This window comes from Mycobacterium lehmannii, assembly GCF_002245535.1.
GTDB classification, from domain to species: domain Bacteria; phylum Actinomycetota; class Actinomycetes; order Mycobacteriales; family Mycobacteriaceae; genus Mycobacterium; species Mycobacterium lehmannii.
Window position 1 is genome coordinate 317,321 of the sequence record NZ_NKCN01000003.1, and the last position, 25,612, is coordinate 342,932.

Below are 25,612 nucleotides of genomic sequence, written 5' to 3' on the forward strand. Positions count from 1 at the left end.
GAGAACGATGAGCGCTTGCGCGAAGAGAATCGAACCCCGCCCGTGAGCGTCCCCGCGCGCCCAGCGCCGCTCTTCGCTGACATCGAAGATGTCGGCAGGCGGCTCGCCGAAACCGGCTATCTTCCCGACACCGCAACCGCCACAGCGGTTTTCCTGGCCGATCGGTTGGGCAAGCCATTGTTGGTGGAAGGGCCCGCCGGGGTCGGCAAGACCGAGCTGGCCCGCGCCGTCGCACAGTCGACGGGATCAGGTCTGGTGCGGCTGCAGTGCTACGAGGGCGTCGACGAGGCCCGCGCCCTCTACGAGTGGAACCACGCCAAGCAGATTTTGCGGATCCAGGCGGGGTCCGGCGACTGGGACGCCACGCGCGACGACGTGTTCAGCGAGGAGTTCCTGCTCTCGCGTCCGCTTCTGACCGCGATCCGGCGCACCGAGCCGACGGTGCTGCTGATCGACGAAACCGACAAGGCCGACATCGAGATCGAAGGCCTGCTGCTGGAGGTGCTCTCGGACTTCGCTGTGACCGTGCCGGAGTTGGGCACCATCACCGCCGAGCGGCGGCCGTTCGTCGTGCTGACCTCCAACGCCACGCGGGAGCTGTCCGAGGCGCTCAAACGTCGCTGCCTGTTCCTGCACATCGACTTCCCCGATCCCGACCTGGAACGCCGGATCCTGCTGTCGCGGGTGCCCGAGTTGCCCGAGCGGATCGCCGACGAACTGGTCAAGATCATCGGTGTGCTGCGGGGGATGCAGCTCAAGAAGCTTCCGTCGGTGGCCGAGACGATCGACTGGGCCCGCACGATCTTGGCCCTGGGCCTGGACACCATCGACGATGCGACGATCGCGGCCACCCTCGGGGTGGTGCTCAAACATCAGTCGGATCAGATCAAGGCGTCCGGCGAGCTGAGGCTCAACTGACATGGCCGTCCGCCGGACCCGGCCGCCGCAGCCGCTGGCACCGCACGGCCTGCCCGGTCATCTCGTCGGGTTCGTCGAAGCGCTACGGGCACAAGGTATTTCGGTTGGACCGTCGGAGACCGTAGACGCCGGACGGGTGCTCTCGGTGCTGGGACTTGGCGACCGCGACGCGTTGCGCGAAGGCATCGCGTGCGCAGTGTTGCGCCGCCCCGACCACCGCGACACCTACGACGCGATGTTCGACCTGTGGTTCCCCGCCGCACTGGGCGCCAGGACGATCCTGGTCGAGGACGACGACGACACCGACGCCGAGGAGCCGGGTCTGCCGCCCGAAGACGTCGAGGCGATGCGCGCGGCGCTGCTGGACATGCTGGCCGAAAACCAGGACCTGGCCAACCTCGACGAGCGGATGGCCGCGATGATCGCCCAGATCGTCGAGGCCTACGGCCGGTACAACTCCAGTCGGGGTCCGTCGTACTCGTCGTATCAGGCGCTCAAGGCGATGAACCTGGACGACCTCGAGGGCCGGCTGCTGGCCGGTCTGCTGGCGCCCTACGGCGACGAGCCGACACCGACGCAAGAGCAGATCGCCAAAGCGCTTGCCGCGCAACGCATCAACCAGCTGCGCAAGATGGTGGAGGGCGAGACCAAACGGCGCACCGCCGAGCAGCTCGGCCGCGACCACGTGCAGATGTACGGGGTGCCGCAGCTCGCCGAGAACGTCGAGTTCCTGCGCGCCTCCGGGGATCAGCTGCGTCAGATGCGCCGGGTGGTCCAACCGCTGGCCCGCACGCTGGCGACCCGGCTGGCCGCGCGGCGACGACGGTCGCGCGCCGGTGAGATCGACCTGCGCAAGACGCTGCGCAAATCGATGTCGACGGGCGGGGTGCCGATCGACGTCGTGCTGAAGAAACCCCATCCGGCGCGGCCCGAGCTGGTCGTGTTGTGCGACGTGTCCGGTTCGGTCGCCGGCTTCAGCCACTTCACGCTGCTGCTGGTGCACGCGCTGCGCCAGCAGTTCAGTCGGGTTCGCGTCTTTGCTTTCATCGACACCACCGACGAGGTCACCGAACTGTTCGGGCCCGACGCCGACCTGGCGGTCGCCGTGCAGCGGATCACCCGTGAGGCCGGGGTGTACACCCGCGACGGGCACTCCGACTACGGGCATGCGTTCGTGTCGTTCATGGACCGATGGCCCAACGCGCTGTCACCCCGCAGCGCACTGCTGATCCTGGGCGACGGCCGCAACAACTACCGCAACCCCGAGATCGAGCTGCTCGCACACATGGTCAACTCGAGCAGGCACGCGCACTGGCTGAACCCCGAACCGCGACACCTGTGGGGCAGCGGCGACTCGGCGGTGCCGCGCTACCAAGACGTCATCACCATGCACGAATGCCGCTCGGCCAAGCAGCTGGCCACGGTGATCGACCAGCTGCTACCGGTCTGACTTGTTCCGCGAAATTGCGTTCCAGCAGAGAAAGTGCGAGTAGAGCCCTGCTGGAATGCCATTTCGCGGCAGCCCCGTAAGCTGGCTATTCGTGGCTCCGCGACGCAGGCTCGGCGTGATGGGTGGGACGTTCGATCCCATCCACAACGGCCACCTGGTAGCCGCTTCCGAGGTGGCCGATTTGTTCGGGCTCGACGAGGTCGTGTTCGTCCCCACCGGACAGCCCTGGCAGAAGGACCGCGACGTCACCGCCGCCGAGGACCGCTACCTGATGACGGTGATCGCCACGGCCTCCAATCCGCGGTTCAGTGTGAGCCGCGTCGACATCGACCGGGGCGGGCCCACCTACACCAAGGACACGCTGCGCGATCTGCATGCGCTCAACCCCGACGCCGATCTGTACTTCATCACCGGGGCCGACGCGCTCGCGTCGATACTTACGTGGCAGAACTGGGAGGACATGTTCGCGATCGCGAACTTCGTGGGTGTCAGCAGGCCCGGCTACGAACTGGACGGCAAGCACATCGCCGCGGCGGTCAAGGAGTTGCCGGACGACGCGCTGCGCCTGGTCGAGGTGCCCGCGCTGGCCATCTCCTCGACCGACTGCCGGAAGCGCGCCCAGGAGAACCGGCCGATCTGGTACCTGGTGCCGGACGGCGTCGTGCAATACGTGGCGAAGCGCAAACTCTATGCCCAACCGCTGACAACTCAAGGAAAGCATCGATGAGCGCCTCCGACGAAGCCGTTCGCATGGCGACGGTGGCCGCGAAGGCGGCCGCATCCAAAGTGGCCGACGACGTGGTCGTGATCGACGTGTCGGGTCAACTCGTCATCACCGACTGCTTCGTCATCGCCTCGGCCTCCAACGAGCGTCAGGTCAATGCGATCGTCGACGAGGTCGAGGAGAAGATGCGTGTCGCCGGCTACAAACCGGCCCGCCGCGAAGGCGCCCGCGAAGGCCGCTGGACGCTGTTGGACTACGTCGACATCGTGGTGCACATCCAGCATCAGGACGAGCGCAACTTCTATGCGCTGGACCGCCTGTGGAAAGACTGCCCGACGATCCCCGTCGATGTCGGTGAGCCGTCGGCGCGGGCAGCCGCGGACGAGGACGGCGGGCCGTGAGGAGGATCCGGCGCCTGGTCATGCTCCGGCACGGGCAGACCGAGTACAACGCGGGCAGCCGGATGCAGGGCCAGCTGGACACCGACCTGAGCGATCTGGGACGTCATCAAGCCGTCGCCGCCGCCGAGGTGTTGGCCAAACGCCGACCGCAGGCGATCGTGTCGTCGGATCTGCGCCGCGCCCTCGACACCGCAGTCGCGCTGGGCGAACACGCTGGAATGCCGGTGACCGTCGACACCCGCCTGCGGGAGACCCACCTCGGCCAGTGGCAGGGTATGACGCACCTGGAGGTCGACGCCGTCGCGCCGGGAGCCAGGCTGGCATGGCGCGACGACTCACGGTGGGCGCCGCCGGGCGGTGAGAGCCGCGTCGACGTCGCGGTGCGGAGCAGGCCGCTGGTCGACGAGCTCGTCGACGAACACGCCGAGTGGGGGCTGGACCAATCCGGCGACGGACCGGACCGGCCGGTGGTGCTGGTCGCCCACGGCGGGTTGATCGCGGCGCTGACCGCCTCGCTGCTCGACCTGCCGGTGGACAATTGGCCGATACTGGGCGGAATGGGCAACGCCAGCTGGGTGCAGCTGTCCGGCCACAGCGCGGTCGACGCGGCAGCCGACGATATCCGCTGGCGGCTCGACGTGTGGAACGCCTCAGCGCAGGTTGCCGGCGATGTCCTCTGAGCGTCGGACCCTGCTGGTCTTCTGCGATTCGCTGTCCTACTACGGGCCGACCGGCGGGCTGCCCTCCGACGACCCGCGTATCTGGCCAAACATCGTTGCCGCACAATTGGATTGGGATCTCGAGCTGATCGGACGGATCGGCTGGACGTGTCGCGACGTGTGGTGGGCGGCCACACAGGATCCGCGGGCCTGGGCGGCGCTTCCGCGGGCCGGTGCGGTCGTGTTCGCCACGGGCGGGATGGATTCGCTGCCATCGCCGCTGCCGACCGCGCTGCGCGAACTCATCCGCTACGTGCGCCCGCCGTTGCTGCGGCGCTGGGTGCGTGACGGGTACTGCTGGGTGCAGCCGCGCCTGTCGCCGGTGGCGCGAGCGGCGCTGCCCCCGCACCTGTCCGCCGAGTACCTCGAGATGACGCGTGGCGCGATCGACTTCAACCGCCCCGGGATTCCCGTCGTCGCGTGCCTGCCCTCGGTGCACATCGCCGACACGTACGGCAGGGCGCACCACGGCCGCGCGGGCACGGTCAAGGCGCTCACCGAATGGGCTGGGCAGCATGATGTTCCGCTCGTCGACCTCAAGGCGGCGGTCGGTGAGTACGTCATGAGCGGACAGGGCAACCCCGACGGGATCCACTGGAACTTCGAAGCCCATCGGGCCGTCGCGGACTCGATGCTCAAAGCGCTCGCCGAAGCCGGCGTGCCATGTCGGTGATCGTGGTGACCGACTCGTCGTCGCGGTTGGCGCCCGACGAGTTGAAACAGTGGGACATCCGGCAGGTGCCGTTGCATGTGCTGGTCGATGTGATCGATCTGCGCGACGGGATCGACGAAGTGCCCTACGACATCCACGACGTACCGCGCGCCAGCACCGCCGGGGCGGCGCCCGCCGACCTCGTCGACACTTACCGGCAAGCGCTTCGGGACAGTGGCGGCGACGGCGTGGTCGCGGTGCACCTGTCGTCGGCGCTGTCGAGCAGTTACAGTTCGGCGGTCCAGGCGGCCCGCGAGTTCGGATCGTTGGTGCGGGTGGTGAACTCGCGGTCGGCGGCGATGGGGGTGGGCTTCACGGCCGTGGCGGCGGCCAAGGCCGCGGTGTCCGGCTCGGACTTGGATTCGGTTGAGGCCGTTGCTCGTTCGGCGGCTCAGCGCACCCATGCGTTCATCGTGGTGCACCGGCTGGACAACCTGCGGCGAAGCGGGCGGATCGGGACCGCGGCGTCGTGGTTGGGGACTGCGCTGTCGCTCAAACCGCTGCTGCGCCTCGATGTCGACGGCCGGCTCGTACTCGATCAGCGGATCCGGACGATCACCAAGGCACACGCCGCGATGGTGGACCGCATCGCCGAACTCGTCGGTGAGCGTCAGGCCTCGATCGCCGTGCACCATGTCGACAACCACGACGGCGCCGACCAGGTCGGCGCCGCGCTGACCGATCGGCTTCCGCAGCTCCAATCGCTCACCGTCACCGATATGGGGCCGGTGCTGGCGATTCATCTCGGCGCCGGTGCGATCGGCGTCGTCGTCCAACTGGCCGAATAACGTCCGCCGATCGCACGCTTTCCACCTGTGTTTCGCGTACACAACCGTGCGCGCGATGGGCCTTGTGAGACAGATTGGTAAGTGGTAGCTTACCGTTCGTGCTGGCTTACCAAGAGGGTGACGCTTGGGTGGCGATGGCCGACCGCACCCGGCGGTCGATCGTCGAACGCCTCGCGCACCGGCCGATGGCGGTGGGCGAACTGGCGCGCGAACTTCCGGTCAGCAGGCCGGCGGTGTCGCAGCACCTCAAGGTGCTCAAGCTCGCGGGCTTGGTGTGCGACCACGCCGACGGCACCCGCCGCGTCTATCAACTGGAGCCCGCGGGCTTGGCCGCGATGCGGGCCGAACTCGATCGGTTCTGGATGCAGGCGTTGGCCGGTTTCAAGGAGATAGTCGAGAGCGAAGGAGATCCACCATGACCTCAGCCCGGTCCGCGGTCATCCGCCACGACATCACGGTCAAAGCTCCTCTGGCGCGAGCGTTTCAGGTGTTCACCGAGAGATTCGGCGACTTCAAGCCCCGCGAGCACAACCTGCTGGGCGTGCCGATCGCGGAGACGGTGTTGGAACCCCGCGCCGGCGGTCGCATCTACGACCGCGGTGTCGACGACAGCGTGTGCGTGTGGGCGCGGGTGCTCGTCGTCGAGCCTCCGCGCCGCCTCGTCTTCTCGTGGGACATCGGCGCGACGTGGCAGGTCGAATCGGATCCGACGCGGTGCAGCGAGGTGGAGGTGCTGTTCACCGCCGAGGCGGATGGTGGCACGCGCGTCACCCTCGAGCATCGCCACATCGAACGGCACGGCGACGGTTGGGATTCCGTGGCTTCCGGTGTCGGCGGGGATGCGGGTTGGCCGTTGTACCTGCGCCGGTTCGGTGAGCTGCTGGAGGGCGAGGCGCAATGACGGCCCCAATGCAGATGGCACGCGAGGAGCGCGAGGATTTCGCCGCGCTGCTCGACCAGTTGACCCCGGAGCAATGGGATCAGCCGAGTTTGTGCACGGACTGGCGGGTTCGCGATGTGGTCGCCCACGTCATCAGTTACGAGGATCTGAGCCGGCCCCGCGCAGTGGCCCGCATGGCATTGGGCCTACTGCGCCACAGGAATCCGAACGCGATCGGGGTCGCGCTGAACGCGGACAAGTCTCCGTCCGAACTCACCGCGCTGATGCGCAAGTACGCCCGGCCGCGCGGCAGCACGGCGGGATTCGACGGACGGATCGCGCTCACCGACGGGATGGTCCACCAACAGGACATCCGCCGACCGCTCGACATGCCCCGCTTGATCAAACCCGAAAGACTGGTCGTTGCATTGGAATTCACCAAGTACGCGCCCTTCTTGAGGGGAGCGTGGCGGGCGCGCGGGCTACGACTCGTCGCGACGGATCTCGACTGGACTCACGGCAGCGGCCCGGAGGTGCGGGGTAGCGGGGAGGCGCTGCTGATGGCGATGGCTGGGCGAGGCGCTGCGCTCAGCGATCTCGACGGACCCGGCAAAGCGAGACTGGCACAGCGGCTCTGAGCGTGCGGCACCGTTGAGTTCACACCGCCGCGCGCCCGGTGATCGGCGGAAGGTCCTTGAGCGTCACGATGCCGGCCGGCGCCGCCACCACTGCGGGTACGGCGTTGGTCACCGGCAGCGCGGTGTAGATCATGCCCAGGCCCATGAAGCCGGGTTCGGTCCAGTCCCTGGGCGGCAGGCAATGCAGCACCGTGCGCATATTGGGCAGTCCGAACACCTGGATCACATGGCCGTGTTCGAGGGGCTTCGGCGGGGTGACGTGCTCGCCCATGATCCAGTTGAATCCGACGCTGACGACGTTCTTTTCCCCCACCCAACCGCGGTGGTAACCGTGGACCCCGGCGACCGTGCCCTCGGGAATCCGCATGAACCCGAGATCGGAATCGCCGGTGGCCGCGGTGAACGTGACGTCGAAGGTCATCCGGTCGAGCGTTGCGCCGATCGCGTCGGCCATCATCGCCGCCGACTCGGCGAACACCTCGCTTTCGCGCCGCACGCTCTCGGCCAGCCCGGGGGTGGCCGGATCCTGCGAAAAGCCCATCGCGGTCTGCGTTCCCGCCGACTCATAGGTCGAACAATCCACCGACTCGGTGATACGGATCTCGTCGACGCGTTCGCAGGCGCCCGAGAGCACCATCCCCACCATGTTGCTCATACCGGGATGCGCACCGCTGCCGAAGATCGTCGAATTGCCCTTCTCGCAGGCCTTTCGAATCCGGTCGAGGTCCTCGGGCGACTGCTTGCCGCCGGTGATCCACGCCGCGCTCGAGCAGACGTTGACGCCTGCCTCGAGAAGCCGGGCCAACTCGTCGATGTCGGGCCACAACGGGTTGTAGCAGCAGGCGTCGGGCCGTTGGGCCAGAAGCGCATCGATGTCGTTGGTAGCCGTCACTCCGGTGGGTTCGGGCCAGCCGGCCAGTTCCGCCGCGTCGACGCCGACCTTGTCGGCGCCGTGGGCGTAGACACCGACGAGCTCCATATCGTCTCGCCCGATGATCGCGTGCAGCGACCGGCGGCCGATGTTGCCGGTCGTCCACTGGATGACCCGCAGCGGCCGGTCAGCTGTCGTCACGAAAACTCCTCGGTGTCGGCGATTCACATGTGGGTGCCGCCGTCGACGCGGACCTCGGTACCGGTGACGAAGTAGGCCTCCGGCGCAGCGAGCATGGCGACGACGGCCGCGACGGCGTCGGGTTTGGCGAACATCCCGTCACCGTCGACGGGCAGTGTCGGCATGATCTTGCCGAACAGCGTGTAGTCGGCGTCCTCCGGCAGGCCGGGTCCGACGCTCTGGCCGGATCGCCCTGTGCCGTCGGTCATTCCCGATGAGATCGACCCCGGCTGGACGCAGTTGAACCTGATGCCCTGCTTGCTGAACTCCAGTGCCAACGTGTGCGTCATCGCCTGGATGCCGCCCTTAGACGCCGCGTAGGCCGACATGTAGGGATGTGCGAAGCTCGCCGACGTCGAGCTGAAGTTGACCACTGCCGGGGCAGTGCCGATGCGCAGCGCAGGCAGGGCCTCGCGGGTGACCAGAAACGTCCCGATGAGGTTGATGCGTAAAACCTGTTCGAAGTCGGCAAGCGTGGTGTCGGCAAAGTGAGACGACCGGAGGATGCCCGCGGCGTTGACGAGCGCATCGAGACCGCCCATCGCGGCGACGGCGCGTGCGACCCCGGCTTGCACCGAATCCTCGCTGCCGACGTCCATCACCACGGTGGTGAGCCCGGCGGTCGTCTCACCGGCCTTGGCCTCGGTGTCGGCCAACCCGGCCTCGCTGACGTCGGCGGCGACCACGGTGCCGCCCTCGTCGAGGATCCGCAGGACCGTCGCCTGACCGATACCGGATCCCCCTCCGGTGATCAGCACCCGACGGTCGGTGAACCGCTGCAACGTCGCCACCGGGGGAATGCTAGTGCGTTGGCGCGGCGCGGCTGGGCTATTCCGGGTCGCGCTCGGCGGGGTCTTCGGAGGCGGATGCGTCGGCGTCGTCGGCAGGCCCGCTGGCGACGGTATCGGCCCCGGCAGGCAACGCCGGAGTGTCGGGTTCGTCGGGCAACGACAGCGCCACCCCGAGCGCGAGGAAGAACAGGATGAACAACGGCCCGCCGAGGTACGTGTTCATCGGGCCTCCCGGGGAGATGAAGCTTCCCGGCGGCCCGATGATCGTGATGGTCTCGATCAGCTGCTCGACGGCGAAGACCGCCGCGACGATGCCGAGCCAACGGGGGAAGCGTCCCTCGTTGGCCGCCAACAGGATCGGGGCGGCGACCATGATGTTCGCCACGGTCAGCAGGGGTCCGAACATCGTGACCACGTCGGCGAGCGCCCGCGCAGTTCCGGAGCCGAGATCGCCGGGATGCAGCGATAACCCTGCGGTGAACCAGGTCGCGATGCTGATCTGGACGAGGACGACGGCCGACCCGATGGTGAACACGAACGCGTACGGTCCCGCGAGTCGGTCGCGGGCATGGCCGAACACCACCACCAGAGCCAGCGCGCCGAACGCCAGCAACAGCGCCTGGGTGCGCATCGCGCCGGAGTGTTCGTTGAGATGGGTGACGATGTCGAGGCCCGGGTGGTCGATGCCGGGCAGCGCCGGAACCGTCAGCAGCGCAACGGCGTACAGCACCGCGAACGCGATGGCCGCGACCATCGGCACTCGACGATCCACAGCAACACTGTAGACATCGGCCCTATCCCCAACGCTCATTTCATCCACAGGGCGAGTCGCCGGCCGCCGCTGGCGAGTCCCGCGGTCGGTTCCCGCACCTAGCTTCACATGCATGCGGACTGAATTGCCTGCCGAGCGCGTGCAGCGCAGGCTGAGTGGGGAAGTGGAGCCCGAACCGGGCGATGAGGTTCGGCGACCGGACACGTCGTTGACGCGCTGGTTGCCGGAATCCGCAGGCAGCGGCGCGGCCGGTTGGATCGCCGCGGTCCGCGCAGATCCCGGTCGCGCCGGGGTTATGGCGCTCGGTGGTGTCGGTCTCATTGCCGTGCTGGTGACGGTGTTCGTGCTGCTGCGCGACGACAACCCAGCGGTGGCGGCGGCCAAACTGCCGCCGGTGCAGATGGTTTCGTCGGCCAGCCCGACACCCGATGGCGCGCCGCCGGAGCCGGGAGCCCCCGTCGTCGTCAGCGTCGTGGGCCTGGTCCACAAGCCGGGACTGGTCACGCTGGCTCAAGGCGCTCGGATCGCCGACGCGCTCACCGCGGCGGGCGGGCCGCTGGACGGCGCCGACCTGGTGGGGCTCAACATGGCCAGACGGATCGCCGACGGTGAGCAGATCGTCGTGGGCATCGCGCCTGCGGCGGGTGAACCGGCCGCCATGGGGAGCTCGGTCAGCACGGGCGTCGCGGCGCCCGCGTCGACGAACACGCCGTCGACGGGGGACGGCGGTGCACCGGCGGGCGGCACGGTGGACCTGAACACCGCGACCGTCGAGCAGCTCGACACGCTGCCCGGCATCGGGCCGGTGACCGCCGCGGCGATCGTGGCCTGGCGCGACGCCAACGGCCGGTTCACCAGCGTCGACCAGCTCGGCGACGTCGACGGCATCGGACCGGCGCGGCTGGAGAAGCTGCGTGACCTCGTGCATGTGTGACTCCGGTGGCGGACGCCGACGCGGCCCCACTGGATCTGCGCCTGGTCCCGGCGGCGCTGACCGGCTGGGCGGTGACCGGCGCCGGAATCCTGTGGCCGGTCGGGGGTTCGGCAATCGCCGCCGTCGGCGCGGTGGCGGCCACCGCGGCGCTGGGGTGGTGGGGTAGTGGACGGCGAGCGGCGACCGACGGCAATGGTGTCGGCGCGAGCCTGCTGGCGGTCGGGTTGGTGGCGGCGGGTTTCGCGATCGCGATCGGTTTGCGGGTCGACGAGGTGCGCGAGCATCCGGTCACCCAGCGTTACGGCACGGCCGCCGCCGTCGTGGTCACCCCGACGGAAAGTCCGCGTGCGCTCGACGGCAACCGGACGATGTTCCGTGGGGCCCTCGTGGTGCTGGATGGACACGAGATATCTGGCCGCGTCGTGGTTTTCGCGTCGACCAGTCGCATCGGCGAGCTGACCGCAGGCACACCGGTGGCGTTTCGGGCTCGCATCGGGCGGCCCACGCGGCGCGATCTCACCGTGGCGGTGCTGTCGGTGATCGGCGGTCCCACCTACGGCGAGGCGTCCGCCGTCCAACGTGCGGCCGCTGAGGTCCGCGCCGGATTCGCCGAGGCCGCGCGCCGGTCGCTGCCCGCCGATCAGGCGTCGATGCTGCCCGCGCTCGTGCTCGGCGACACGTCGAGTGTGCCGCGCCAGACGACGGCCGACTTTCGTGCAGCGGGCTTGACCCATCTCACCGCGGTGTCCGGGGCGAACGTGACGATCGTGTGCGGCGCCGTGCTGTTGACCGCGGGTTTCGTCGGGCCACGGGCGGCCGTCGGCCTTGCGGCGGTCGCACTACTGGCGTTCGTGGTGGTCGTGCAGCCGACCGCCAGTGTGCTGCGCGCCGCGGTGATGGGGGCGATCACGTTGTTGGCGGTGTTGTCGCACCGGCGCCGCCAGGCCATTCCCGCGTTGTCGGCCAGCGTGCTGGCGTTGATGATCGGATCGCCGGAGCTGGCCGTCGACGTCGGGTTCGCGCTGTCGGTGTCGGCGACGGCGGCCCTCGTCGTGGTCGCGCCGGTGTGGTCGCGGCGCCTCGTCGGTAGGGGCTGGCCCAAGCCCGCCGCCGACGCGCTCAGCGTGGCCGCCGCCGCGCAACTGGTCACCGCACCGCTGGTGGCCGGGATGGCCGGGACGTTCAGCGTCGTATCGGTGGCCGCCAATGTCGCGGTGGCCCCGGTGATTCCACCGATCACCGTGCTCGGCACCGCCGCCGCGGCGCTGGGTGGAATCTGGCCCGCAGGCGCCGACCTGCTGATCCGGTTCACCGGCCCGGAGGTGTGGTGGCTACTGCAGGTGGCTCGCTGGGCGGCGGGTATGCCGGGGTCGACGGTCTCGGTGCCGTCCGGGCTAGCGGGCGTGGCGCTGACCGCGGGCGTAGGAGTCGCGGTCGTCCTCGCGTGGCGCTTCCGCTTCGTGCGGATCGCGGCGGTCGCCGCCGCGCTGTGCCTGCTGGCGTGGACGGTGTCGGGGCTGTCGGCGGGGCGTGACACGATCGTGGGGTGAGCGAAGCGTCGCAGTTGCATCTGGTGCTCGGGGACGAGGAGTTGCTGGTCGAACGGGCGGTGGCGGCGGTTCTTCGGGATGTGCGCAAACAGGCGGGCGTCCATGACATTCCGGTCGATCGCCTGCGCGCCGGTGAGGTCAGCACCAGCGAACTGGCCGAATTGTTGAGCCCGTCGTTGTTCGCCGAGGAGCGGGTGGTGGTGTTGGAGGCGGCGGCCGAGGCGGGCAAGGATGCGGCCGCGCTCATCGCCGAGTCTGCGGCGGACCTGCCGCCGGGCACCATGCTCGTCGTCGTGCATTCGGGTGGTGGGCGCGCCAAGGCGCTGGCCGATCAGCTCAAGAAGCTCGGCGCGCAAGTGCATCCATGCGCGCGTATCACCAAGGCCGCCGACCGTGCCGACTTCGTCCGCCGCGAGTTCCGCGCGTTGAAGGTGAAGGTCGGCGAGGACACCGTCACCGCGGTGCTGGACGCGATCGGCTCCGACATCCGGGAGCTGGCGGCGGCCTGTTCGCAGTTGGTGACCGATACCGGCGGGGCGGTCGACGCGGAGGCGGTGCGCCGCTACCACTCGGGCAAGGCCGAGGTGAAGGGGTTCGACGTCGCCGACAAGGCGGTCGTCGGAGATGTGGCCGGGGCGGCCGAGGCGCTGCGGTGGGCGATGATGCGCGGCGAACCACACGTCGTGCTGGCCGACGCCCTCGCCGAAGCGGTGCACACCATCGCGCGGGTGCGGCCGCTGTCGGGGGACCCTTACCGGCTGGCGTCAGAGCTGGGCATGCCGCCGTGGCGGGTGCAGAAGGCGCAGAAGCAGGCGCGACGATGGTCGACCACCACCGTCGCCGAGGCGATGCGGTTGGTGGCCGCGCTCAATGCGGATGTCAAAGGTGCCGCAGCGGACGCGGACTACGCATTGGAGGCGACGGTGCGGCGCGTCGCCGAGCTCATAGAAGACTGAGCGAAGTCGAACGAACTCAGAGCTTGTTGAACGCGGAAGCCAGCCCCGACTTGCGGTTGGCGGCCTGGTTCTTGTGGATGACGCCCTTGCTGGCGGCCTTGTCCAGCTGACGGCTGGTCGACGCCAGCAGCTCCTGGGCCTTGTCCTTGTCGCCGGCCTCCACGGCCGCCCGGAAGCCGCGCACCGCCGTGTGGAGCGACGACTTGACCGACTTGTTGCGCAACCTGCGGCGCTCGTTGGTCCGGTTGCGCTTCTCCTGCGACTTGATGTTGGCCACGCGTGTAGTCCTTCGTAAATCCTGTAGGGGTTTCTCAAAGTCTGATAGGCGCCCGGCACGCGGGCAGCGAGGGTTCAGGTTACCAGCGGAGTGGGTAAATGCCCAAAGTGAGTCCTCTGGCCTGCCGAAACGTCCGAAGTGTTGCAGCATGGCAGGGATGAGCCTGCGTACCCTGCCGACCGAGTCCGCGCGACAATCGCGGAGCCCACGTAGGCAGGACAAGCGATATCAGGGCGTCTTCGCCGGATACAGCGATCTCGGTAGCTACGCCGAAGCCTTCGACGAGATGTTCGACGCCCAGGGCAACGTGCGGGGCCCCTACAAGGGCATCTACACCGAGCTCGCCCCGTCGGACGCCTCCGAGCTCGAAGCTCGCGCCGAGGCGCTCGGCCGCGCCTTCATCGACCAGGGCATCACGTTCTCGCTGTCGGGCCAGGAACGTCCCTTTCCGCTCGACCTGGTTCCGCGAGTCATCTCCGCGGCGGAGTGGACGCGCCTGGAACGCGGCATCATCCAGCGCGTCAAGGCGCTCGAGCTCTACCTCGACGACATCTACGGCGAGCAGGAGATCCTGCGCGACGGCGTCATCCCGCGCCGGCTGGTCACCTCCTGCGAGCACTTCCACCGCGAGGCCGCGGGCATCGTTCCGCCCAACGGCGTGCGCATCCACGTCGCGGGCATCGACCTCATCCGCGACGCCAAGGGCGACTTCCGCGTGCTTGAGGACAACCTGCGCTCACCGTCCGGGGTGTCGTACGTGATGGAGAACCGCCGCACCATGGCGCGGGTGTTTCCGAACCTGTTCGCCACCCATCGGGTGCGCGCCGTCGGCGACTACTCGTCGCATCTGCTGCGGTCGCTGCGCAACGCCGCGGCCAACAACGTCGCCGACCCGACCGTCGTCGTGCTCACACCGGGCGTCTACAACTCGGCGTACTTCGAGCATTCGTTGCTGGCCCGGCAGATGGGTGTTGAGCTGGTGGAGGGCCGCGACCTGTTCTGTCGCGACAACGCCGTCTACATGCGCACCACCGAGGGGGAGCGGCAGGTCGACGTCATCTACCGTCGCATCGACGACGCGTTCCTCGACCCGATGCAGTTCCGGCCGGACTCGGTGCTCGGCGTCGCCGGGCTTCTCAATGCGGCCAGGGCCGGCAACGTCGTGATCTCCAGTGCCGTCGGCAACGGCATCGGCGACGACAAACTCGTCTACACCTACGTGCCGACGATCATCGAGTACTACCTCGGCGAGAAACCTCTGCTGGGCAACGTCGACACGTTCCGATGCTGGCTCGACGACGAACGCGAGGAAGTGCTCGACCGCATCGACGAACTCGTCATCAAACCGGTCGAGGGCTCCGGCGGCTACGGCATCGTGTTCGGTCCGGACGCCTCGGAGAAGGAGCTCGCCGCCGTCGCCAAGAAGATCCGCAACGACCCGCGCGGCTGGATCGCCCAGCCCGTCATGCAGCTGTCGACCGTGCCCACCCAGATCGGCGACCAGCTGGTGCCGCGGCACGTCGACCTGCGCCCGTTCGCGGTCAACGACGGCGACGACGTGTGGGTGCTGCCCGGCGGACTCACCCGCGTCGCGCTGCCCGAGGGCTCGCTGGTGGTCAACTCGAGTCAGGGCGGCGGGTCGAAGGACACCTGGGTGCTGGCCTCGCGCACCTCGGTCGCCGACCGCGAGCTCGGCGCCGCCGAAGTGGTGCGCAAGCTGCCCAAGTCCGCGCGTGGGCCCAAGGCCGAAAGCAGCGACGGGCAGACCCAAGACCAACAGCAACAGCAGCAGTAAGGGGTGGTGCGCTGATGTTGGCCCGCAACGCCGAATCCTTGTACTGGATCGGACGGTACGTCGAACGCGCCGACGACACCGCCCGCATCCTCGACGTGACCGTGCATCAACTGCTCGAGGACTCCAGCGTCGACCCCGACCAGGCTTCGCGGACGCTGCTGCGGGTGCTGGGGATGGAGGCTCCCGACGCACCGCTGGATGTGTGGTCGCTGACCGACATCGTCGCCTTCAGCCGAGGCACCCAGGGGTCAATCGTCGACGCCATCTCGGCGGCCCGCGAAAACGCCCGCGGCGCACGCGAAGTCACGTCCACCGAGATCTGGGAATGCCTCAACACCACATACAACGCGCTGGCCGAGCGGGAACGAGCCGCCAAACGTCTCGGACCGCACGAGTTTCTCTCGTTCGTCGAGGGCCGCGCCGCGATGTTCGCCGGGTTGGCCGACTCGACGCTGTCGCGCGATGACGGTTACCGCTTCATGGTGCTCGGCCGGGCCATCGAACGGGTGGACATGACTGTGCGACTGCTGCTTTCGCGGGTCGGGGACAGCGCGTCGTCACCGGCATGGGTGACGTTGCTTCGGTCGGCAGGCGCACACGACACCTATCTGCGCACCTACCGCGGTGTGCTCGACGCCGGTCGCGTGGTCGAATTCATGCTGCTGGACCGGCTTTTCCCCCGGTCGATCTTCTATTCGCTGCGGCTTGCCGAACACAGCCTCGACGAGTTGATGAACCGACCCCACAGCCGCCTCGGCGCCACGGCCGAGGCGCAGCGGCTACTCGGCAGGGCCCGCAGCGAGCTGGAGTTCCTGCGCCCCGGTGTGCTGCTCGAGTCGCTGGAACAGCGGCTGGCCGGCCTGCAGAAGACCTGCTTCGATGTCGGTGAAGCGTTGGCGCTGCAGTACTTTCACTCCGCACCGTGGGTGGCGTGGCACGACGCGGGTCACAACGGCACGCTCGTCGTCGAAGAAGGTGAACTCTGATGTGGCGGATGCGGGTCGTGCATTCGACCGGATACGCATACAAGTCGCCGGTCACGGCGTCGTTCAACGAGGCGCGGCTGACGCCGCGATCGGACTCGCGGCAGAACGTGATCCTCAATCGCGTGGAAACCGTCCCGGCCACCCGTAACTACCGCTACGTCGACTACTGGGGGACGGCGGTCACGGCGTTCGACCTGCACGCACCGCACACCGAGTTGGAGGTGACGTCGTCGTCGGTCGTGGAGACCGACGTCGACCAAATGTCCGAACGCGAAGTGACATGGGAGGACTTGGACTCCGAGGCCGTCGTCGACAGGTTCGACGAGGTCCTTGCGCCCACTCACTACACGCCCGCGAGCAAGCGCATCCGCCGGGTCGGTCAGCGCATCATCAAGGACCACGCGCCGCACGAGGCCGTCACCGCCGCCGCGTCGTGGGTGAGCAGCGAGTTGGCGTACGTCGCGGGCACCACCGGAGTGCACTCGTCGGGGCTGGACGCGTTGCGCGAGGGCAAGGGCGTCTGTCAGGACTTCGCCCACCTGACGCTGATCCTGTTGCGCTCCATGGGCATTCCCGCTCGCTACGTGTCGGGGTATCTGCATCCCAACCACAAGGCGGTGATCGGCGACACAATCGACGGACAGAGCCATGCCTGGGTGCAGGCCTGGACCGGCGGTTGGTGGAATTACGACCCCACCAACGACGTCCCGATCAACGAGCAGTACATCAGCGTGGGTGTGGGCCGGGACTACTCCGATGTCACCCCGCTGAAGGGGATCTACTCCGGAGAGGGCTCGACCGACCTCGACGTCGTCGTCGAGATCACCCGGTTGGCCTGACCGGTCAGCCGGCCGGCTTCGCCGAGATGCCGGGATGCACCTCGACGCGCAGCAGATCGTCACCGAGTTCGATCTGCCGGTCGAAGACCGACGCGGCGAGTGCGCGCCAGTCCTCTTCCTGTCCGGGTTCGATTGCGGGCACGTAGTGGGTGAGGATCAAGATCCCCACGCCCGCGCGCGCCGCGGTCTCCGCCGCTTCCTCGACCGAGGAGTGGTAGTCGCAGATGTCGCGGATGCGCTGCATCGGCATCCTGTCGACGAGATCCTTGCGGATCACGGTGTGCACCAACGCCCCTGCGCCTGCCGCCAGTTGGTCGAGGCTCTCGCACGGGACGGTATCGCCGGCCAGCACCACCGAGGCGTCGGCGTGCTCGACGCGGAAGCCGATCGTCGGGGCGACCGGGCGGTGGTCGGTGGGCGCGACCCGGATCGTCACGCCGTCGCGGTTCCACACCTCACCGTCGGTGTACTCGTGCACCTCCACCGGGGGCGGGGCCGTCAGGTCGTCGTGGTGGGCGATGCGGTATCCGATGTCGAAGCCGAACGCCTTGAGGGTGTGCTCGACCACCTCGGCGGTGCCCGGCGGCCCGATGATCTGCAGCGGCGTCTGCTCGGGCGTGAACGTCGACACCCAACGGCTGATGATCACGTCACCCAAATCCGCGATGTGGTCGCTGTGCAGATGTGTCAACAGCAGCGCGGACAATCCGTTCGCCGGCGCTCCCGCGGCCGTCAGACGTTGCTGTACACCTCGACCGCAGTCGATCAGAAACGTCTGCCCGCCCGCGCGCACGAGCGTCGACGGGCCCGCCCGGCGGGCGTCGGGGATGGGACTTCCAGTGCCAAGCAGTGTGACCTCGATCATGGCCCCACATATACCCGAGGGCCTCGTCGAATTGGCTCCGAAACGGTATTCCGACAGTCGTGTACTCGACTTTGCGCTGCTGAAATGCCGTTTTCGCGACGTTGCGCCCCGAGTGTGACCGGGTTGCAACCTGGCAAAGCCTTCCGCGGCGAGTCAGTCCAACCTAGCCTGTGAGGAAGATCACGAGCGGAGGCAAGGATGCGGATCGCGGACGTGTTGCGGAGCAAGGGCGCCGCGGTGGCCACGATAACTCCGGAGACGTCGGTCTCGGGATTGCTCACCGAACTGGCGGTGCACAACATCGGCGCCATGCTCGTGGTGTCGCCCGACGGTCTGATGGGTATCGTCTCCGAGCGCGACGTCGTGCGCGCGCTGCACCGACGGGGCGGCGAACTGCTCACCAAGCCGGTGTCGGAGATCATGACCACGCTGGTGGCGACCTGCGCTCCGGACGATTCGGTCGACAGCCTGAGCGCTCTGATGACGACGAACCGGGTGCGGCACGTGCCGGTGATGGAGAACGGCAGGCTGGTCGGCATCGTCAGCATCGGCGACGTCGTCAAGACCCGGATGGAAGAGCTCGAAACGCAGCAGGAGCAGCTGCAGGCCTACATCACCCGTGGCTGACGTCGAGGTCGCTCCGGCTGCGCGGCAGCACGTGCGCCAGATGTCGGGGGTGCTGGCGCGCGCGTTCTACGACGATCCGGTGATGAAGTGGATGCTGCCGAACGACGCCGCGAGGGAGCGAGCCCTGTCGCGGGTGTTCGCCACAATGATCCGCCACCACTTCCTGCGCACCGAAGGAGTCGAGGTGGCGGGCGGCCAGCACATCGGGGCCGCCGCGCTGTGGGACCCGCCCGGCGAGTGGCGGCAGACCGGGCTCCAAGAGTTGCGGATGATGCCCGCGTTCATCCGGGCGATGGGAGCCAATGTGCGGCGCGGCCAGGCGATGGCCGAGCTGATGAAGCAGCACCACCCCGAGGAGCCGCACTGGTATCTGGGGGTGATCGGCAGCGATCCGACGGTGCGCGGCACCGGATACGGGCAGGCGCTGATGCGCTCGCGCCTGGACCGCTGCGACGCCGAGCACGCGCCCGCGTACCTCGAGTCCAGCAACCCCGACAACATCGCCTACTACCAGCGCTTCGGGTTCGACGTCACCGGCGAGATCGCTTTGCCCGACGGCGGCCCGCCCATGTGGCCGATGTGGCGCCAACCGCGTTGACTGTTCGGCCGAGTGTGGGCTTGATGTGCGCTCAACTGCGCGAACGCGTGTGGGTACCCCACGTTCGGCGGAGGGAAAGTCAGCTCCAGGAGTATTCGGCACGTAGCCGCGCGGCCACAACCTCGAACTTCTCGCGGGCCAGGATCGCGCCTTCGCGGCGGATTCCGTCTTCGGGCACGTCGAGCACCCGGTCCAGGCGCACCCAACTCGCTCGTCCCTCGTAATCCCAGGTGCCCGAGCCGATGGCCACCCAGTCCGGGTCGTCTCGATGGTGATCCTGGCTGGACAGCATCAGGCCGAGCAGCGTGGACCGGTCGCGGCCCACCACCAGCACCGGTCGGTCCTTGCCCTGCGTCGGGTCGTCCTCGTAGACCACCCACGTCCACACGATCTCGCCCGGGTCGGCGCGCCCGTCGAGGTCGGGGGCGTACACCACCTTGCGGGCGCGGTGGGCGGTGGGCACGAAGTGCCGGCTGACCGGTCGTCCGGCGGTGATCGCGGGCGCCTCGTCTCCGGATGCGCCGGCGATCGCGTCCAGACCGATCCGGATGCCCTGCTGGATGCCGCGCTGCACGGTCTCGGACTGACCGATCTGCCGGATGATCTTCGGCGCCTCGTTGAACACCAGATTCTCGGCAAACCTCTGGAATGTCTGCAGTGGTCTCCAGGGCGCAGGCATATTTCCGAGCATAAGCGAGCGCCGCCCAGCACGATTGTGTGCTTACGGCGCAGCCTGGATACGCTGGTGGCACCCGAAGTCCGCGTTCACCAGGAGATTCCCATCAGCACTTTCGCCGATCAGACCTTCACGGCGCCGGCGCAGATCCGGAACTTCTGCATCATCGCCCATATCGATCACGGCAAGTCGACGCTGGCCGACCGGATGCTGCAACTCACCGGTGTGGTCGCCGATCGCGATATGCGCGCGCAGTACCTCGACCGGATGGACATCGAGCGCGAGCGCGGTATCACGATCAAGGCGCAGAACGTCCGGCTGCCCTGGAAATTGGGGGACCAGGAGTTCGTCCTGCATCTCATCGATACCCCCGGCCACGTCGACTTCACCTACGAGGTGTCGCGCGCGCTGGAGGCGTGCGAAGGTGCGGTGCTGCTCGTCGACGCCGCCCAGGGCATCGAGGCCCAGACGCTGGCGAACCTCTACCTGGCCCTGGATCGCGACCTGCACATCATCCCGGTGCTCAACAAAATCGACCTGCCCGCGGCCGACCCCGACCGGTACGCCGCCGAGCTCGCCCACATCATCGGCTGCGAACCCGAGGACGTGCTGCGGGTCTCCGGGAAGACCGGCGCGGGCGTGGCCGACCTGCTCGACCACGTCGTGCGTGAGGTGCCACCGCCGGTCGGCGACGCCGACGCGCCCGCGCGGGCGATGATCTTCGACTCGGTCTATGACACCTACCGCGGCGTGGTGACCTACGTCCGCGTCGTCGACGGCAAGATCGTCCCGCGCGAACGCATCAAGATGATGTCCACCGGCGCGCATCACGAACTGCTGGAAGTGGGCATCGTCTCGCCCGAGCCCAAGGCCTCCGCGGGTCTCGGCGTCGGCGAGGTCGGATACCTGATCACCGGCGTGAAAGACGTGCGCCAGTCCAAGGTCGGCGACACCGTGACGACCGCCCGCCACGGCGCCGCCGAACCGCTCACCGGGTACCGGGAGCCGCGACCGATGGTGTACTCGGGGCTGTATCCCGTTGACGGCTCGGACTATCCGGACCTGCGCGATGCGCTGGACAAGCTGCAACTCAACGATGCGGCGCTGACGTATGAGCCGGAAACGTCGGTGGCGCTCGGATTCGGTTTCCGCAGCGGCTTTCTGGGCCTTCTGCACATGGAGATCACCCGCGAGCGCCTCGAGCGCGAGTTCAACCTCGACCTGATCTCCACCTCGCCCAACGTGGTGTATCGCGTTGTGCAGGAAGATGGTTCGGAGATTACTGTCACCAACCCGTCGGACTGGCCCGACGGCAAGATCCGCACCGTCTATGAGCCGATCGTCAAGACCACGATCATCGCGCCCAGCGAGTTCATCGGGACCATCATGGAGCTGTGCCAGTCGCGGCGCGGCGAGCTCGGCGGAATGGACTATCTGTCGCCGGAACGGGTGGAGTTGCGCTACACGTTGCCGCTGGGCGAGATCATCTTCGACTTCTTCGACGCGCTCAAATCGCGCACCCGCGGCTACGCCAGCCTGGACTACGAGGAGGCCGGTGAGCAGGAAGCCGACCTGGTCAAGGTCGACATCCTGCTGCAGGGCGAGCCGGTCGATGCGTTCAGCGCGATCGTGCACAAGGAGTCGGCGTACGCCTACGGCAACAAGATGACCACCAAGCTCAAGGAGCTGATTCCGCGCCAGCAGTTCGAGGTTCCGGTGCAGGCGGCGATCGGTTCGAAGATCATAGCTCGCGAAAACATCCGCGCGATCCGCAAAGACGTGCTATCGAAGTGCTATGGCGGGGACATCACCCGCAAGCGCAAGCTGCTCGAGAAGCAAAAGGAAGGCAAGAAGCGGATGAAGACCATCGGCCGGGTCGAGGTGCCACAGGAGGCGTTCGTCGCCGCCCTGTCCACCGACTCGTCGGCCGCCGACAAGGCCAAGAAGTAGGTCGGCGTGCGCTCGGCGGCGATGACGGCGGCGGCCGTGGGCGCATGCGCGATCCTCGCCGGCTGTTCGGCGCCCGCCGGTGATGCCCCGGCCCCACGGATCGCCGAGGTGGCCAAACCGTCGCCGAACCGGATGCTGGACCAGGCCCTCCCCACGGCCGAGGAGCTGACCACGATGTTCGGGGCCAGCGGCTTCATGGGCCAGGTCGTCGAAGGTGGCGCCGACATGCTGCTGCAGGGCGTGCGGGAGGCCGAGGCGAGTCCGCCCGACTGTGTGAGCACCGGTTACCGGCTGGAGAAGGTGGTGTATCAAGCCAGCCCGGTGCGGTCGGTGGTCAGCCAGTCGTGGGCCGGCGGTGACGCCAACGGCCCCACCGTCACCGGATTCTTCGGGGTGGTCGAGTTCATCGACGCCGATGCCGCGCAGGAGTTCTTCGCCTCATCGGCCGACAAGTGGCACCGATGCAACGGCCAAACGCTGGTGTTGAGCCAACCCGACCGCGGCGCACAGGGATCGAGCCGGATCACCGAGGTCGGCGTCGACGACGAGATCGTCTCGGCGGTGGTGATGCAGGACGCCGGATCGACGGTCCAGCGGGCCCTCGGTGTGGCAGGCGATTGCATCGTGGAGGTGGAGATCACCGACGTCGCCGGCCCCAGCCCGACCGGCGCCCGACACGCGACCGCGGTCGCCGACCTGATGATGGACAAGATCGCCCACTCCTGAGCGTTCGGTCGAGATTGTCGGCTACGCCGCGAATGTGCCGAAAGTCGGTCACAATAACGCGGTGACCCGTTTCGGCACCGTGTCGCGGCTGTGCGCCGCGGGTGTCGTCCTGGTGACGTCGGCCGTGCTGGCGGGCTGTGTGAGCACCGTGGCGGGCGTCGCGATGCGCGGCGGGGCGGTCGACGTGCCGGAGCTGACCGCGGCGACGCTCGACGACGTGTTGCTCACCATCGGCGAACTGAACGGCATCATGGGCTCGACGACGATGAAAGTCACAAGCGAACTCGAGGAGATGACCGATCATTCGGACGACGTATCGGATCCCGAGTGCCTCGGCGCCATGTACGGCGCCGAGGGTCCGGTGTACGCGGGCAGCGGATGGACCGACGTGCGCGACCAGGTGGCGCGCGAACCCGACGACCACAACAACCACTGGGTCGAGCAGACCGCGGTGCTGTACACGTCGGCCGATGAGGCGCAGCGGTTCTTCGACAAGTCGAGGGCGGCGTGGGATGGGTGCGCCAATTCCACGGTGGTCGTGGGTAATTCGGGAGACGTGTTCCTGTGGGAACTCGGTGAGGTCCGCGCCGACGGCAAGATGATCACTCAGGTCACGACGCAGCAGGATGCCGACGGCTGGGCCTGCCAACATGCGCTGTCGACCGCGTCGAACCTGACCGTCGAGGCGTGGGCGTGCAGTTATTCGATCGGCGACGAGGCGGCCACCATCGCACAGGACATGCTCACCAACGCGGCCAAGTAGCGAAGAGCGCGCCGAGACAACGGTTTATGACGAGAATGGGCCGATTCTCATCAGAAACCGTAGCCTCGACGACTCCGTTGCGCGCGCCGAAAAAGCGGTCTACATCGGGGCGTTGGCCGGGACGAAGACGCCGGAGCTGTCGGCTTCCTCCTCGGCCCGGATCACGTGCACGACCGCGTTGATCAACGCCAGGTGGGTGAACGCCTGCGGGAAGTTGCCGAGATGGCGGCCGGTGCGCGGCTCGATCTCCTCGGCGTACAGGTGCAGCGGGCTGGCGAACGACAACAGCCGTTCACACAGGTGTTTGGCGCGGCTGATCTCGCCGATCTCCACCAGCGCCGACACCAGCCAGAACGAGCAGATCGTGAAGGTGCCCTCCTCGCCGGACAGCCCGTCATCGGTCTCGTCGACCCGGTAGCGCAGCACCAGGCCTTCCTCGGTGAGCTCGTCGGCGATCGCCAGCACGGTCGCGCGCACCCGCGGATCGTCGGGCGGTAGGAACCGCGTCAGCACGGCCAGCAGCAGCGAGGCGTCGAGCGCGTCGTCGCCGTACCGCTGCGTCAGCACACCGCGGGAGTCGACGCCGTGTTTGAGCACGTCGGCCTTGATCTCCTCGGCGGTCGCGCGCCACTGCTGGGCGTAGGACTTCTCGCCCTGGAACTCGGCGAGTTTCGAGCCGCGGTCCAGCGCCACCCAGCACATGATCTTGCTGCTGGTGAAGTGTTGCGGATCGCCGCGCACCTCCCATATCCCGCGGTCGGGCTCCTTCCAGTGCTTGATCGCCTCTTCGACCTGCTGCTTGAGCACCGGCCACAGCGTGTCGGAGATCTGCTCGCGCGACTTGGCGTGCAGATACACCGAATCGAGCATGGTGCCCCAGATGTCGTGCTGCATCTGGTTGTACGCGCCGTTGCCGATGCGCACCGGCCGCGCCCCGTCGTATCCGGACAGGTGGCGCAGTTCCTCCTCGACCAGCGTGCGCTCGCCACCGACGGCGTACATCACCTGAAGTGGGTGTCGCTCACCGTTGTTGGCGCCGGACACATCGGCGATGAACGCGAAGAAGTCGTCGGCCTCGCGGTCCAGGCCCAATGTGTAGAGACCCCACAGCGCGAACGTCGAATCGCGCACCCACGCATAGCGGTAGTCCCAGTTGCGTTCGCCCTGAGGCGTTTCCGGCAGCGACGTGGTGGGCGCGGCCAACAGCGCGCCGGTCGGGGAGTAGGTCAGCCCCTTGAGTGTCAGCGCGCTGCGCTGGAGGTAGGCCCGCCACGGGTGGTCGGGGAAGTCGCCGATGTTGATCCACTGGCGCCAGGCCTCGCTGGTCTGCCACATCTTGTCGGCGGCCTCTTCGTAGGTCTGTGGCGCCGGATGCTTGGACCACGACAGCGCGACGAACGCCTGGTCGCCTTCCTTCATCCGGGTCCGGGCCCGAGCCTCGTGGCCCTCCAGGCCGAGCCGCAGGTTCGTGGTGAGCCGAAGCGTGGGGTGCGCGTCGGCGTCGCGGCTGGCGCGCGCGATCGCCTCGCCGTACGCCTGCGCGGAGTACTCCCATGTCGCGGGGATCCGGTGGTAGTCGAACGCCGGCTCGCAGTTCATCACCAGTTCGACGGTGCCGCTCACGCATCGCACGGTGCGCAGCAGGATGTGCTCGGCATCCCAGTCCATCGGTGTGCGGCGATGGGTGCGCGAACGGGTCTCGAGGTCATGCCAGGGACCCATCACCAACGCCTCGCGCACGATCAGCCACCCGGTGTGGGTCTGCCACGTCGTCTCCAGGATCAGGCTGCCGGGCAGGTAGCGCCGGGCCGAAGGCACCGTCACCCCGTAGGGCCCCAACCGGAAATGGCCGGCGCCGCGATCGAGAATGGCGCCGAACACGCTCGGCGAGTCGGGCCGCGGCACGCACATCCACTCGACCGACCCGGCCGATGAGATCAGGCAGGTGTTCTCGCAGTCGGACAGGAAGCCGTAGTCGGCGATGGGCGGAAAGGGGTTTCGCAACGCTCCGGTGGGCGCGTACGGCGTCGGTGCGGTCACGGTCAGCGGGGTGTTGTCCGTGACGGCCTGAGCCGGCTTCGCCCCGTTCTCGGTCTCCGTTGACCCGTCCGACGGCCCGGTTTGTTGCAGAACCATGCCGCCATCATCGACTGCCGACGCGCTCGC

Annotated in this window: 28 protein-coding genes; 21 read left to right on the forward strand and 7 right to left on the reverse strand. The window is 68.0% G+C overall.

Going from position 1 to position 25,612, the window contains the following annotated elements:
- The first annotated feature begins 42 nt into the window (after positions 1-42).
- From CEX87_RS06120 to CEX87_RS06165, 10 genes are all read left to right on the forward strand, one after another.
- On the forward strand, positions 43-918 hold the full coding sequence (locus CEX87_RS06120; RefSeq protein WP_064396811.1) for an AAA family ATPase: 876 nt from the start codon (positions 43-45) through the stop codon (positions 916-918).
- A 1-nt stretch (position 919) separates the two neighbouring features.
- The gene (locus tag CEX87_RS06125) at positions 920-2,368 is read left to right on the forward strand and encodes a vWA domain-containing protein (protein WP_064396809.1); all 1,449 of its coding nucleotides are present in this window, start codon (positions 920-922) and stop codon (positions 2,366-2,368) included.
- A 55-nt stretch (positions 2,369-2,423) separates the two neighbouring features.
- Entirely contained in the window at positions 2,424-3,095 is a 672-nt protein-coding gene (nadD, locus tag CEX87_RS06130) for a nicotinate-nucleotide adenylyltransferase (protein ID WP_198957162.1), read from the forward strand.
- The gene (rsfS, locus tag CEX87_RS06135) at positions 3,092-3,493 is read left to right on the forward strand and encodes a ribosome silencing factor (RefSeq protein ID WP_064396805.1); all 402 of its coding nucleotides are present in this window, start codon (positions 3,092-3,094) and stop codon (positions 3,491-3,493) included. Before nadD ends, rsfS begins: the two co-directional genes overlap by 4 nt.
- Positions 3,494-3,513: 20 nt before the next feature.
- Entirely contained in the window at positions 3,514-4,173 is a 660-nt protein-coding gene (gene gpgP / locus CEX87_RS06140) for a glucosyl-3-phosphoglycerate phosphatase (RefSeq protein WP_064427626.1), read from the forward strand.
- Entirely contained in the window at positions 4,163-4,885 is a 723-nt protein-coding gene (octT, locus tag CEX87_RS06145; RefSeq protein ID WP_066808347.1) for a diglucosylglycerate octanoyltransferase, read from the forward strand. The genes gpgP and octT overlap by 11 nt, the downstream gene beginning before the upstream one ends.
- Entirely contained in the window at positions 4,876-5,712 is an 837-nt protein-coding gene (locus CEX87_RS06150) for a DegV family protein (RefSeq protein WP_064396801.1), read from the forward strand. The genes octT and CEX87_RS06150 overlap by 10 nt, the downstream gene beginning before the upstream one ends.
- 134 nt (positions 5,713-5,846) lie before the next feature.
- Positions 5,847-6,131 (forward strand): ArsR/SmtB family transcription factor, encoded by a 285-nt coding sequence (locus tag CEX87_RS06155; RefSeq protein ID WP_064397379.1) that lies wholly within the window; start codon positions 5,847-5,849, stop codon positions 6,129-6,131.
- The gene (locus tag CEX87_RS06160) at positions 6,128-6,613 is read left to right on the forward strand and encodes an SRPBCC family protein (protein WP_064396799.1); all 486 of its coding nucleotides are present in this window, start codon (positions 6,128-6,130) and stop codon (positions 6,611-6,613) included. The genes CEX87_RS06155 and CEX87_RS06160 overlap by 4 nt, the downstream gene beginning before the upstream one ends.
- Positions 6,610-7,230 carry a maleylpyruvate isomerase family mycothiol-dependent enzyme gene (locus CEX87_RS06165; RefSeq protein ID WP_064419630.1) on the forward strand — a complete coding sequence of 207 codons (621 nt, stop codon included), beginning with the start codon at positions 6,610-6,612 and terminating at the stop codon, positions 7,228-7,230. The genes CEX87_RS06160 and CEX87_RS06165 overlap by 4 nt, the downstream gene beginning before the upstream one ends.
- Before the next feature lie 19 nt (positions 7,231-7,249).
- Here CEX87_RS06165 and CEX87_RS06170 read toward each other — a convergent pair whose 3' ends face one another.
- From CEX87_RS06170 to CEX87_RS06180, 3 genes are read right to left on the reverse strand one after another with little or no spacing between them, the layout of a single operon-like run.
- Positions 7,250-8,302: an NAD(P)H-dependent amine dehydrogenase family protein gene (locus CEX87_RS06170; RefSeq protein ID WP_064396795.1), complete on the reverse strand. Its 1,053-nt coding sequence runs from the start codon at positions 8,300-8,302 to the stop codon at positions 7,250-7,252.
- Between the two features lie 23 nt (positions 8,303-8,325).
- Complete coding sequence (locus CEX87_RS06175; RefSeq protein ID WP_082695011.1) at positions 8,326-9,132, reverse strand: SDR family NAD(P)-dependent oxidoreductase; 807 nt, start codon at positions 9,130-9,132, stop codon at positions 8,326-8,328.
- 37 nt (positions 9,133-9,169) lie between these two features.
- Positions 9,170-9,904: a hypothetical protein gene (locus tag CEX87_RS06180; RefSeq protein WP_233151295.1), complete on the reverse strand. Its 735-nt coding sequence runs from the start codon at positions 9,902-9,904 to the stop codon at positions 9,170-9,172.
- Between the two features lie 112 nt (positions 9,905-10,016).
- Here CEX87_RS06180 and CEX87_RS06185 point away from each other — a divergent pair, with 112 nt between their 5' ends.
- Genes CEX87_RS06185 through holA form a run of 3 tightly spaced genes read left to right on the forward strand, consistent with a single transcriptional unit; the run spans position 10,017 to position 13,344 of the window.
- Entirely contained in the window at positions 10,017-10,838 is an 822-nt protein-coding gene (locus CEX87_RS06185; RefSeq protein WP_094286388.1) for a ComEA family DNA-binding protein, read from the forward strand.
- A gap of 5 nt (positions 10,839-10,843) precedes the next feature.
- Positions 10,844-12,388: a ComEC/Rec2 family competence protein gene (locus CEX87_RS06190; RefSeq protein ID WP_094286449.1), complete on the forward strand. Its 1,545-nt coding sequence runs from the start codon at positions 10,844-10,846 to the stop codon at positions 12,386-12,388.
- Positions 12,389-12,402: 14 nt separating this feature from the next.
- Entirely contained in the window at positions 12,403-13,344 is a 942-nt protein-coding gene (gene holA / locus CEX87_RS06195; RefSeq protein WP_198957166.1) for a DNA polymerase III subunit delta, read from the forward strand.
- 16 nt (positions 13,345-13,360) lie between these two features.
- On the opposite strand, the gene rpsT is transcribed toward holA, so the two are convergent.
- Positions 13,361-13,621 (reverse strand): 30S ribosomal protein S20, encoded by a 261-nt coding sequence (gene rpsT, locus CEX87_RS06200; protein WP_064396786.1) that lies wholly within the window; start codon positions 13,619-13,621, stop codon positions 13,361-13,363.
- Between the two features lie 157 nt (positions 13,622-13,778).
- Here rpsT and CEX87_RS06205 point away from each other — a divergent pair, with 157 nt between their 5' ends.
- Genes CEX87_RS06205 through CEX87_RS06215 form a run of 3 tightly spaced genes read left to right on the forward strand, consistent with a single transcriptional unit; the run spans position 13,779 to position 17,241 of the window.
- Positions 13,779-15,416, forward strand: a complete 1,638-nt coding sequence (locus CEX87_RS06205; RefSeq protein ID WP_174523494.1) for a circularly permuted type 2 ATP-grasp protein — start codon at positions 13,779-13,781, stop codon at positions 15,414-15,416.
- Between the two features lie 14 nt (positions 15,417-15,430).
- Entirely contained in the window at positions 15,431-16,402 is a 972-nt protein-coding gene (locus CEX87_RS06210; RefSeq protein ID WP_064396784.1) for an alpha-E domain-containing protein, read from the forward strand.
- Positions 16,402-17,241: a transglutaminase family protein gene (locus CEX87_RS06215; RefSeq protein ID WP_064396783.1), complete on the forward strand. Its 840-nt coding sequence runs from the start codon at positions 16,402-16,404 to the stop codon at positions 17,239-17,241. The genes CEX87_RS06210 and CEX87_RS06215 overlap by 1 nt, the downstream gene beginning before the upstream one ends.
- 4 nt (positions 17,242-17,245) lie before the next feature.
- On the opposite strand, the gene CEX87_RS06220 is transcribed toward CEX87_RS06215, so the two are convergent.
- Positions 17,246-18,106, reverse strand: coding sequence for a ribonuclease Z (locus tag CEX87_RS06220; RefSeq protein ID WP_094286390.1), 861 nt, complete (start codon positions 18,104-18,106; stop codon positions 17,246-17,248).
- A gap of 198 nt (positions 18,107-18,304) precedes the next feature.
- On the opposite strand from CEX87_RS06220, the gene CEX87_RS06225 reads away from it, so the two are divergent.
- Positions 18,305-18,733 carry a CBS domain-containing protein gene (locus tag CEX87_RS06225; protein WP_064396778.1) on the forward strand — a complete coding sequence of 143 codons (429 nt, stop codon included), beginning with the start codon at positions 18,305-18,307 and terminating at the stop codon, positions 18,731-18,733.
- Positions 18,726-19,331, forward strand: a complete 606-nt coding sequence (locus CEX87_RS06230) for a GNAT family N-acetyltransferase (protein ID WP_233151296.1) — start codon at positions 18,726-18,728, stop codon at positions 19,329-19,331. Before CEX87_RS06225 ends, CEX87_RS06230 begins: the two co-directional genes overlap by 8 nt.
- A gap of 79 nt (positions 19,332-19,410) precedes the next feature.
- On the opposite strand, the gene CEX87_RS06235 is transcribed toward CEX87_RS06230, so the two are convergent.
- Positions 19,411-20,022, reverse strand: coding sequence for a type II toxin-antitoxin system PemK/MazF family toxin (locus CEX87_RS06235; RefSeq protein WP_064396775.1), 612 nt, complete (start codon positions 20,020-20,022; stop codon positions 19,411-19,413).
- A gap of 21 nt (positions 20,023-20,043) precedes the next feature.
- Between CEX87_RS06235 and lepA the strand changes: the two genes are divergently transcribed.
- The 3 genes from lepA to CEX87_RS06250 all read left to right on the forward strand — a co-directional run bounded on the left by lepA (position 20,044) and on the right by CEX87_RS06250 (position 23,446).
- Positions 20,044-21,957: a translation elongation factor 4 gene (gene lepA / locus CEX87_RS06240; protein WP_233151300.1), complete on the forward strand. Its 1,914-nt coding sequence runs from the start codon at positions 20,044-20,046 to the stop codon at positions 21,955-21,957.
- Positions 21,958-21,963: 6 nt separating this feature from the next.
- On the forward strand, positions 21,964-22,683 hold the full coding sequence (locus CEX87_RS06245) for a sensor domain-containing protein (RefSeq protein WP_066808373.1): 720 nt from the start codon (positions 21,964-21,966) through the stop codon (positions 22,681-22,683).
- 61 nt (positions 22,684-22,744) lie between these two features.
- Positions 22,745-23,446 (forward strand): sensor domain-containing protein, encoded by a 702-nt coding sequence (locus CEX87_RS06250; RefSeq protein ID WP_233151297.1) that lies wholly within the window; start codon positions 22,745-22,747, stop codon positions 23,444-23,446.
- Between the two features lie 99 nt (positions 23,447-23,545).
- On the opposite strand, the gene CEX87_RS06255 is transcribed toward CEX87_RS06250, so the two are convergent.
- On the reverse strand, positions 23,546-25,582 hold the full coding sequence (locus tag CEX87_RS06255; RefSeq protein WP_064396771.1) for a glycoside hydrolase family 15 protein: 2,037 nt from the start codon (positions 25,580-25,582) through the stop codon (positions 23,546-23,548).
- Positions 25,583-25,612 lie beyond the last annotated feature (30 nt).

Bases quoted from the DNA above. Each gene is read 5' to 3' on its own strand.
- CEX87_RS06225 (WP_064396778.1), top strand. From the start codon at position 18,305: ATGCGGATCGCGGACGTGTTGCGGAGCAAGGGCGCCGCGGTGGCCACG.
- CEX87_RS06220 (WP_094286390.1), bottom strand. From the start codon at position 18,106: ATGATCGAGGTCACACTGCTTGGCACTGGAAGTCCCATCCCCGACGCC.
- nadD (WP_198957162.1), top strand. From the start codon at position 2,424: ATGCCATTTCGCGGCAGCCCCGTAAGCTGGCTATTCGTGGCTCCGCGA.
- CEX87_RS06165 (WP_064419630.1), top strand. From the start codon at position 6,610: ATGACGGCCCCAATGCAGATGGCACGCGAGGAGCGCGAGGATTTCGCC.
- gpgP (WP_064427626.1), top strand. From the start codon at position 3,514: ATGCTCCGGCACGGGCAGACCGAGTACAACGCGGGCAGCCGGATGCAG.
- CEX87_RS06205 (WP_174523494.1), top strand. From the start codon at position 13,779: ATGAGCCTGCGTACCCTGCCGACCGAGTCCGCGCGACAATCGCGGAGC.
- CEX87_RS06125 (WP_064396809.1), top strand. From the start codon at position 920: ATGGCCGTCCGCCGGACCCGGCCGCCGCAGCCGCTGGCACCGCACGGC.
- CEX87_RS06150 (WP_064396801.1), top strand. From the start codon at position 4,876: ATGTCGGTGATCGTGGTGACCGACTCGTCGTCGCGGTTGGCGCCCGAC.
- CEX87_RS06160 (WP_064396799.1), top strand. From the start codon at position 6,128: ATGACCTCAGCCCGGTCCGCGGTCATCCGCCACGACATCACGGTCAAA.
- CEX87_RS06155 (WP_064397379.1), top strand. From the start codon at position 5,847: ATGGCCGACCGCACCCGGCGGTCGATCGTCGAACGCCTCGCGCACCGG.
- rsfS (WP_064396805.1), top strand. From the start codon at position 3,092: ATGAGCGCCTCCGACGAAGCCGTTCGCATGGCGACGGTGGCCGCGAAG.
- CEX87_RS06185 (WP_094286388.1), top strand. From the start codon at position 10,017: ATGCGGACTGAATTGCCTGCCGAGCGCGTGCAGCGCAGGCTGAGTGGG.
- CEX87_RS06210 (WP_064396784.1), top strand. From the start codon at position 15,431: ATGTTGGCCCGCAACGCCGAATCCTTGTACTGGATCGGACGGTACGTC.
- octT (WP_066808347.1), top strand. From the start codon at position 4,163: ATGTCCTCTGAGCGTCGGACCCTGCTGGTCTTCTGCGATTCGCTGTCC.
- CEX87_RS06255 (WP_064396771.1), bottom strand. From the start codon at position 25,582: ATGGTTCTGCAACAAACCGGGCCGTCGGACGGGTCAACGGAGACCGAG.
- CEX87_RS06215 (WP_064396783.1), top strand. From the start codon at position 16,402: ATGTGGCGGATGCGGGTCGTGCATTCGACCGGATACGCATACAAGTCG.
- CEX87_RS06235 (WP_064396775.1), bottom strand. From the start codon at position 20,022: ATGCTCGGAAATATGCCTGCGCCCTGGAGACCACTGCAGACATTCCAG.